The sequence below is a fragment of the Segeticoccus rhizosphaerae genome (genome assembly GCF_009192725.1).
GTDB lineage: Bacteria > Actinomycetota > Actinomycetes > Actinomycetales > Dermatophilaceae > Segeticoccus > Segeticoccus rhizosphaerae.
In genome coordinates, this window is the sequence record NZ_VOHR01000169.1 from 1 (window position 1) to 8,434 (window position 8,434).

An 8,434-nucleotide genomic window follows, 5' to 3' on the forward strand; every position below is an offset into this window, starting at 1 on the left:
TCCGCCGGGCCGGCCTTCACCGACGGGGCCATCGAGGCGCGCGCCCTCGGCGGCGACTGGCTCGGTGAGGCGGGCAACGTGCCGGCCGCCGTCGAGGCACTGCTCGGTCAGCTCGACCCGGAGCGGGGCTACCTCGCGGTCATGGCCTACCTCGACCGCGTCGAGGACGCCTCCTTGGCGGACGTGCGACAGGTGCTGGCCGAACGCGTGCGGCGCCCGGTCACCTTCGGCTGGGGACCACGTTTCCTGCACTCGACCGGGCAGTACCACAAGGGCGGCCCGGCCACCGGCGTCTACCTGCAGGTGACCTCCGCACCGCGACAGGACCTCCCGGTCGCGGGACGTGACTTCACCTTCGGGGAGTTCATCGCCGCCCAGGCGGCCGGCGATGCCAAGGTCCTCGCGGAGCACCAGCGCCCGGTCCTGCGCCTGCACCTGACCGAGCACGACGCGGGTCTGGCGCAGCTGCGCGGCGTGCTGGGACTGGCCGAGTCGCAGGTGACCGACAGCGGAGGTAGCCGGTGAGCCCGTCCCGCATCGCCCAGGGCGTCAACCCGCTGCGCGACCCGCGCGACAAGCGCCTGCCGCGCATCGCGGGGCCGTGCGGCCTCGTCCTGTTCGGCGTCACCGGAGACCTGGCCCGCAAGAAGGTCATGCCGGCCATCTACGACCTGTCCAACCGCGGTCTGCTGCCCCCGGGCTTCAGCCTGGTCGGCTTCGCTCGTCGCGACTGGGCCGACCAGGACTTCGGCAAGATCGTCTACGAGTCGGTGCGCGAACACGCCCGGACCCCGTTCCGCGAGGACGTCTGGCGCAACCTGGCCGACGGGTTCCGTTTTGTGCCAGGCACGTTCGATGACGACCACGCGTTCCAGCTGCTCAGCAAGACGGTGGCCGAACTGGATGAGGCCCGCGGGACCGGCGGCAACCACGCCTTCTACCTGTCGGTGCCACCGGCCTTCTTCTCCGTGGTCTGCCAACAGCTCGACGAGAGCGGCCTGTCCACCCCCCGGCCCGGCACCTGGCGCCGGGTCGTCATCGAGAAACCCTTCGGCCACGACCTCAAGAGCGCCCGCGCGCTCAACGAGATCGTGGAGGGAGTCTTCCCACCGGACTCCGTCTTCCGGATCGACCACTACCTGGGCAAGGAGACGGTGCAGAACCTGTTGGCGCTGCGCTTCGCCAACCAGCTGTTCGAGCCGGTGTGGAACGCCAACTACGTGGACCACGTGCAGATCACCATGGCGGAGGACATCGGCATCGGCGGCCGTGCCGGCTATTACGACGGGATCGGGGCGGCCCGCGACGTCATACAGAACCATCTGTTGCAGCTGCTCGCGCTCACGGCCATGGAGGAGCCCGTCTCCTTCCATGCCCAGGACCTGCGGGCGGAGAAGGAGAAGGTGCTGTCGGCGGTCCGCCTTCCCAAGGACCTGGCCAAGAGCACCGCGCGTGGTCAGTACGCCGCCGGATGGCAGGGCAGCGAGCAGGTCGTCAGCTACTTCGGCGAGGAGGGGATCCCCTCCACCTCGACCACCGAGACGTATGCCGCGGTGAAGCTCGAGATCGACACGCGTCGGTGGGCCGGGGTGCCGTTCTACCTGCGCACCGGCAAGCGGCTCGGCAAGCGGGTGACCGAGATCGCGGTGGTCTTCAAGCGGGCACCGCACCTGCCCTTCAGCGATACCGCGACCGAAGAGCTCGGTCAGAACGCCATCGTCATCCGGGTGCAGCCCGATGAGGGTGTCACGATCCGCTTCGGCTCCAAGGTCCCGGGCGCGGGGTCGATGGAGGTGCGCGACGTGACCATGGACTTCGGCTATGGCAGTGCCTTCACCGAGTCGAGTCCCGAAGCCTACGAACGGCTGATCCTCGACGTACTGCTCGGTGATCCACCGCTGTTCCCTCGGCACGAGGAGGTCGAATTGTCCTGGAAGATCCTCGACCCGGTGGAGGAGTTCTGGGCCAAGAAGGGCACACCGGAGCCGTATGCCGCAGGCGGCTGGGGACCGGCCAGCGCCGATGAGATGATGCGCCGGGACGGGCGCCACTGGAGGATGCCTTGACCACCCCGCTCAGTTCTCCACTCGTTCCTCGCTCCGATACTGATCGGGGACCCCGGTGATCGTCGACCTGCCGAGCACCTCGACCACAAGCATCAGCAAGCGCCTCGTCCGGATGCGCAACGAGATGGGCGCCACCACCCTCGGCCGAGTCCTCACGCTGGTCGTCCTGGTCAACGAGACCGACGCCGACCAAGCGATCGAGGACGCCAACGACGCGAGCCACCAGCACCCGTGCCGCATCGTCGTGGTCATCCGGGGCGACAAGCGCGGCGCCAACCGGCTCGACGCGCAGATCCGGGTGGGCGGCGACGCCGGGGCCAGCGAGGTGGTGGTGATGCGCCTCTACGGCAAGCTGGCCGACCATGGGCACAACGTGGTCACCCCCCTGCTGCTGCCCGACTCCCCCATCGTGGCCTGGTGGCCCACCGAGGCACCCGACGACGTCGCGACGTCCCCGCTCGGCCAGATGGCGGGACGGCGCATCACCGACGCAGCCACCGGCAGCAAGCCGCACGTGCAGCTGGCCAAGCGGGCCAGGACCTACCGCGCGGGCGACACCGACCTGGCGTGGACCCGCGTCACATTGTGGCGGGGTCTGCTCGCCGCGGCGTTGGACCAGCCGCCCTACGAGCCGGTCCTCGAGGCCACGGTCTCCGGCGCCGGGGACTCACCGAGCACCGACCTGCTGGCCGCCTGGCTCGCTCTCACGCTCAAGTGCCCGGTGCGCCGCACGCGCGGCCGCAACGGGGTGGGGATGACCAGCGTGCGCCTCGAGCGCAAGAGCGGACCGGTGGACCTGGTGCGTCCCGACGGACGGGTCGCCACCCTCGCCCAGACCGGCCAACCCGTCCGCCGCATCTCACTGGCTCGGCGGACGACCGCACAGTGCCTGGCCGACGAGCTGCGGCGCCTCGACCGCGATGAGGTCTACGAGGAGGTCCTGACCAAGGGCCTGCAGCTCATCGACCCCAAGAAGGGCATGCCCACCAGCGAGGCCGTGGCAGGGGGCGAGGCGCCCTCGTTGCAGCAGTCACGTCGAGCGGCCCGCGCGGCGGCTCGGCGCAACAAGGACATCGGCAGCAGCAAGATGGTGCAGTCGCCGTCTCCGGAGGGCAAGGGAACGGCCCGCTCCGACACGAAGGCGGTCAAGGAGGCCGCGGCCCGCAAGCTCAAGGCGAAGACAGAAAGCGACACCAAGGAGCCGGGCAAGCGGGACGCCGCCACGAAGGGCCAGGGGAAGGGCTCGACGTGACCGATCGCACGCCCGGCGTGGTGGTCCACGCGGACCGGCAGACGCTGGCGGAGGCTGCCGCCGACCGGATGGTCACGACCGTGGTCGAGGCGCAGTCCGCCCGCGGGCGGGCCGACGTTGTCCTGACCGGCGGCTCGATGGGCTCGGCCCTCCTCGTGGCACTGGGCTCGTCGCCCGGTCGGGACGCCATCGACTGGTCCGGGGTCGACCTGTGGTGGGGTGACGAGCGCTACCTGCCGGCCGGGGACCCCGACCGCAACGAGACGCAGGCACGAGACGCTCTGCTCGACCAGCTCCCGCTGGATCCGTCGCGGGTCCACCCGATGCCCGCGGCTGGGGACGACTCCGACGTCGACGCAGCGGCCGCACGGTATGCCGAGCAGCTGGCGGCCCGCGCCGCCGAGGAGTCACCTCGCCAGGACGTGCCGACGTTCGACCTGCTGCTGCTCGGTGTCGGACCGGACGCCCACGTCGCGTCTCTCTTCCCCGAGCACCCCGCTCTGCACGAGCAGGACCGCAGTGTCATCGGGGTCCGCGGCGCCCCGAAGCCGCCACCGACCCGGATCTCCCTGACCTTCCGCGCCCTGTGTGCCGCGCACGACGTCTGCTTCCTGGTGTCGGGCTCGGACAAGGCGGACGCGGTGGGCCTGGCGTTGTCGGGCACAGGACCGATGCAGGCCCCGGCCGCCGGTGTCCGCGGCGTCCGCTCCACCACCTGGCTGCTCGACCGCGCTGCGGCTGCTCGCGTGCCGCGGCAGCTGGTGCGTCCTGCAAGCCCCTGACCAGTCCCTGACCGGCTCCGGCTGGGGAGGAGCCGCGGCGGGCACTCCGCCGCGGCAGAACCGTGCCGCGGCAGAACGGTTCAGCGGATCAGTCCGCGATCGCGCAGGTTGGACAGGGCCTCGTCGAGGATCGCCTGGCCGTCGGCGTCGTTGCGCCGCTCCTTCACGTAGGCCAGGTGCGTCTTGTACGGCTCGGCCCGCGGCGGGGCCGGAGGGTTGGTCTGGTCCTGACCCGCAGGGAACCCGCATCGCGGGCAGTCCCACAGCTCGGGCACGACCAGCTCGGCCTCCTCGGCGAAGCTCGGACGGGTCTCGTGGCCGTTGGAGCACCAGTAGGACACGACGACACGCGCCGCGGCCTCTCCCCTCTCCGCCTCGCCCATCGGTCCGGCGCCGACCCGGCTGCCGCGAATCGCATTACCACTTGCCACGTTGGTGACTCCTTGAGGTCGGTGCCGGCTGGGCGGGTGTCGGGGGCCGGTGGGTCAGAGCCCGAAGCGGTTGATCAGCCCGATCCCGACGATCGCCGCGAACCAGATGATCGCCACGGCCACGGTGAACCGGTCGAGGTTGCGTTCGGCGATCGACGACCCACCCAGGTTGCTCGTGACGCCACCGCCGAACATGTCGGACAAGCCGCCGCCCTTGCCCTTGTGCATCAGGATGAGCAGGGTCAGGAAGATGCCGCCGACGATGAGGAGCACCTCGAGGCCCGTCTTCACTGCTGTCACGTTCGTCCACCCGTCAAATCTCGGTCGTCGGTCGGGATCAGGGCCGTGCGCACGGCCAGACGGCTCACGTCCTCAGCGGCCCGCAGGATCCTGCGTCAGGATACACCGAGCGCTGCTGGCGCCGGGGTGGTCCCCGCCCGCGCGCTGAGGTTCAGGCCGTCTGCAGGTGGTCGCGGTAGCGACAGATCGAGGCGAAGTCGTCGACCACGATCGAGGCTCCCCCCACGAGCGTTCCGTCGACGTCCTCCTCCGACATGAGCGCGGCGACGTTGCCGGGCTTCACCGAGCCGCCGTAGAGGATGCGTATGCCGTCCGCCGTGTCGCCGGAGTAGAGCTCGGCCAGGCGGGTGCGGACACCGGAGCAGACCTCCTGGGCGTCCGCGGGGGTGGCGACCTCGCCGGTCCCGATCGCCCACACCGGCTCGTAGGCCACGACCAGGCCCCGCGCCTGCTCCGGGGTGACTCCGTCCAGCGCGGTGTCCAGTTGCGAAGTGCAGTGGGCCACGTGCCCCTGGTCCTGCCGCACGTCGAGCGACTCGCCGACGCACAGGATGGGGGTGAGGCCGTGCCGGAACGCCGCCTTGACCTTCGCGCCCACGACCGCGTCGTCCTCGCCGTGGTGCTCCCGGCGCTCGCTGTGCCCGACGAGCACGTAGTGGCAGCCCAGCTTGGACAGGAACGCCCCGGAGACCTCCCCGGTGTAGGCACCCGAGTCGTGCACGGACAGATCCTGGGCGCCGAACCGGAGGTCGAGCTTGTCTCCCTCGACCAGGGTCTGCACGCTGCGCAGGTCGGTGAACGGCGGTAGCACGGCGACCTCGACGGCCGCGTAGTCGTGCTTGGCGTCGCGCAGGGTCCAGTCCAGCTTCTGGACCAGGTGGGTGGCCTGCAGGTGGTCGAGGTTCATCTTCCAGTTGCCGGCCATCAACGGGGTGCGCCCCGTCGCCGGGGGGGTGTTGCGTGCCATGCGTGCTCAGCCCTCCAGGACCGTGAGACCGGGGAGCTGCTTGCCCTCGAGGTACTCCAGGCTCGCACCCCCGCCGGTGGAGATGTGTCCGAACTGGTCGTCGTCGAAGCCGAGCTGGCGCACGGCCGCTGCCGAGTCGCCGCCGCCGACGACGGTGAGAGCCCCGCCGGCCGTCACCTCGGCGAGCGCCTGCGCCACGGCCTTGGTACCGGCCGCGAAGGGCGCCATCTCGAAGGCCCCCATCGGACCGTTCCAGAACACGGTGCGGGTGTCGGCGAGGACGGCGGCGAACGCCTCGGCCGAGTCCGGGCCGATGTCCAGGCCGATCCGGTCAGCCGGAATGGCCTCGGCCGACACGACCTCGTGGTCGGCGTCGGCGGAGAACTCGGTCGCAGCCACGATGTCGGTGGGCAGCACGATCTCCACACCGCGCTCCCGGGCCAGGTCGAGGTAGCCCTTGACGGTGTCGATCTGGTCGCGCTCGAGCAGGCTCTTGCCGACCTCGTGGCCCTGCGCGGCCAGGAAGGTGAACACCATGCCGCCGCCGATGAGCAACCGGTCAGCGGTCTGCAGGAGGTTGGCGATGACCTCGAGCTTGTCACTGACCTTGGCGCCACCGAGGACCACGGCGTAGGGGTGCTGGGGGTCCTCGGTGAGCCGCCGGAGGACCTCCACCTCGGCCTGCACCAGGCCACCGGCCGCGTGCGGCAGTCGCTGCGCCACGTCATACACGCTGGCCTGCTTGCGGTGCACGACCCCGAAGCCGTCGCTGACGTAGCAGTCCGCGAGCGACGCGAGCTGGTCGGCGAAGGCGCCGCGCTCGGCGTCGTCCTTGGCCGTCTCCCCCGGGTCGAACCGCAGGTTCTCCAGCACCGCGACCTGACCGTCCTCGAGCGCTGCCACCACGCTGCGCGCGGAGTTGCCGACGGTGTCCTGGGCGAGGGCGACGGGTATGCCGAGCAGCTCGCCCAGCCGGTGGGCCACCGGCGCGAGCGAGAACGCCTCGTCGGGCACGCCCTTGGGGCGGCCGAGGTGGGCGCACACGATGACGCGCGCACCGGCCTCGATCAGGCGCCGCAGCGTCGGGACCGAGGCGCGGACCCGGCCGTCGTCGGAGATCGCACCGTCCTCGTCCAGCGGCACGTTGAGGTCACTGCGGACGAGCACCCGCTTGCCGCGGAGGTCGCCCAGCGTGTCGATCGTGAGCATGCCTCAGAGGCTCTGGCCGACGTAGTCGATCAGGTCGACGAGGCGGTTGGAGTAGCCCCACTCGTTGTCGTACCAGCCGACCACCTTGACCTGGTTGCCGATGACCTTGGTCAGACCGGCGTCGAAGATGCACGAGCTCGGGTCGGTCACGATGTCGCTGGAGACGATCGGGTCCTCGGTGTACTTCAGGATGCCCTTGAGCGGTCCCTCGGCAGCCGCCTTCACCGCCGCGTTGACCTCCTCCACGGTGGTCTCCCGGGCCGCCTCGAAGGTCAGGTCGGTGGCGGAGCCGGTCGGCACCGGGACGCGCAGGGCGTAGCCGTCGAGCTTGCCCTTGAGCTCGGGCAGGACCAACCCGATGGCCTTGGCCGCGCCCGTGGAGGTCGGCACGATGTTGATTGCCGCGGCCCGCGCCCGGCGCAGGTCACGGTGCGGACCGTCCTGCAGGTTCTGGTCGGCGGTGTAGGCGTGGATCGTCGTCATCAGACCCTTGACGATCTCGAACTCCTCGTGCATCACCTTGGCCATCGGGCCGAGACAGTTGGTGGTGCAGGAGGCGTTGGAGATGATCGTGTGCGCCTGCGGGTCGTAACCGTCGTGGTTGACACCCATGACGACCGTGAAGTCCTCGTTCTTGCCGGGTGCCGAGATAATGACCTTCTTGGCGCCGGCGTCCACGTGGGCCTTGGCCTTGGTGGCGTCGGTGAAGAACCCGGTGGACTCGAGCACCACGTCGACCTTGAGGTCGCCCCACGGCAGCTTGGCTGGGTCCTTCTCGGCAAACGACTTGATCGTCTTGTCGCCGACCTGGATGCCGCCTTCGACGACGCTGACCTCGGCGTCGAGGCGCCCGAGGATGGAGTCGTACTTCAACAGGTGTGCCTGGGTCTTGGCGTCGTCGAGGTCGTTGAAGGCAACGACCTCGATGTCTGCGTCAGAGGCCAGGACGGCCCTGAAGAAGTTGCGGCCAATCCGGCCAAAGCCATTGATGCCAACGCGAACGGTCACGGGAATCATGCCTTCCTGAACGAGATCGGAGGTCGCGTGCGGAGCCGGGCCCCGAGCGCGCGCACCGCAGTGCGACAGGTCGAGCCTATGGGATGGACCCGATTCCTTCAGCCGTGGGTCACGAGCAGGTCGGGCTCAGCCGTCGAGCATCTCCGGGGTGAGGTTGGCCTCGGTGCCGGGGATGCCGAGGTCGGAGGCGCGCTTGTCGGCCATCGCGAGGAGCCGACGGATCCTGCCGGCGACGGCGTCCTTGGTCATCTGCGGCTGGGCCAGCTGGCCCAGCTCCTCGAGGCTGGCCTGCTTGTGCTCCACGCGCAGCTGCCCGGCCTCACGCAGGTGCTCCGGCACGTCCTCGCCGAGGATCTCCAGCGCCCGGGCGACCCGGGCGCCCGCCGCGACCGCAGCCCGCGCGGAGCGGC

Annotated in this window: 9 protein-coding genes and 1 pseudogene; 4 read left to right on the forward strand and 6 right to left on the reverse strand. The window is 70.4% G+C overall.

The features are described 5' to 3' along the window. The 4 genes and pseudogenes from FRW57_RS13465 to pgl form a co-directional block, all read left to right on the forward strand. A pseudogene (locus FRW57_RS13465) lies at window positions 1-525 on the forward strand (glucose-6-phosphate isomerase); the annotation flags it as partial. Beyond that, a complete protein-coding gene (zwf, locus tag FRW57_RS13470; protein WP_137121560.1) occupies window positions 522-2,066 on the forward strand; it encodes a glucose-6-phosphate dehydrogenase in 1,545 nt (514 codons plus the stop codon). The pseudogene FRW57_RS13465 and the gene zwf, both read left to right, overlap by 4 nt. A gap of 55 nt (window positions 2,067-2,121) precedes the next feature. Continuing rightward, the gene (gene opcA / locus FRW57_RS13475; RefSeq protein ID WP_152186219.1) at window positions 2,122-3,318 is read left to right on the forward strand and encodes a glucose-6-phosphate dehydrogenase assembly protein OpcA; all 1,197 of its coding nucleotides are present in this window, start codon (window positions 2,122-2,124) and stop codon (window positions 3,316-3,318) included. Further along, entirely contained in the window at window positions 3,315-4,100 is a 786-nt protein-coding gene (gene pgl / locus FRW57_RS13480) for a 6-phosphogluconolactonase (RefSeq protein WP_202911526.1), read from the forward strand. The genes opcA and pgl overlap by 4 nt, the downstream gene beginning before the upstream one ends. Window positions 4,101-4,180: 80 nt before the next feature. Here the strand turns inward: pgl and FRW57_RS13485 are convergent, their stop codons facing one another. The 6 genes from FRW57_RS13485 to whiA all read right to left on the reverse strand — a co-directional run. Further along, window positions 4,181-4,531: an RNA polymerase-binding protein RbpA gene (locus FRW57_RS13485; RefSeq protein WP_137121558.1), complete on the reverse strand. Its 351-nt coding sequence runs from the start codon at window positions 4,529-4,531 to the stop codon at window positions 4,181-4,183. Between the two features lie 54 nt (window positions 4,532-4,585). Next, the gene (gene secG, locus FRW57_RS13490) at window positions 4,586-4,831 is read right to left on the reverse strand and encodes a preprotein translocase subunit SecG (RefSeq protein ID WP_137121557.1); all 246 of its coding nucleotides are present in this window, start codon (window positions 4,829-4,831) and stop codon (window positions 4,586-4,588) included. Between the two features lie 151 nt (window positions 4,832-4,982). Beyond that, window positions 4,983-5,798 carry a triose-phosphate isomerase gene (tpiA, locus tag FRW57_RS13495; RefSeq protein ID WP_152186220.1) on the reverse strand — a complete coding sequence of 272 codons (816 nt, stop codon included), beginning with the start codon at window positions 5,796-5,798 and terminating at the stop codon, window positions 4,983-4,985. A 6-nt stretch (window positions 5,799-5,804) separates the two neighbouring features. Continuing rightward, entirely contained in the window at window positions 5,805-7,007 is a 1,203-nt protein-coding gene (locus FRW57_RS13500; RefSeq protein ID WP_152186221.1) for a phosphoglycerate kinase, read from the reverse strand. Between the two features lie 3 nt (window positions 7,008-7,010). After that, a complete protein-coding gene (gene gap, locus FRW57_RS13505; protein ID WP_137121554.1) occupies window positions 7,011-8,015 on the reverse strand; it encodes a type I glyceraldehyde-3-phosphate dehydrogenase in 1,005 nt (334 codons plus the stop codon). Between the two features lie 135 nt (window positions 8,016-8,150). After that, a partial coding sequence (gene whiA, locus FRW57_RS13510) for a DNA-binding protein WhiA (RefSeq protein ID WP_152186222.1) occupies window positions 8,151-8,434 on the reverse strand: 284 nt, incomplete at its 5' end.

Bases quoted from the DNA above. Each gene is read 5' to 3' on its own strand.
- FRW57_RS13500 (WP_152186221.1), bottom strand. From the start codon at position 7,007: ATGCTCACGATCGACACGCTGGGCGACCTCCGCGGCAAGCGGGTGCTC.
- tpiA (WP_152186220.1), bottom strand. From the start codon at position 5,798: ATGGCACGCAACACCCCCCCGGCGACGGGGCGCACCCCGTTGATGGCC.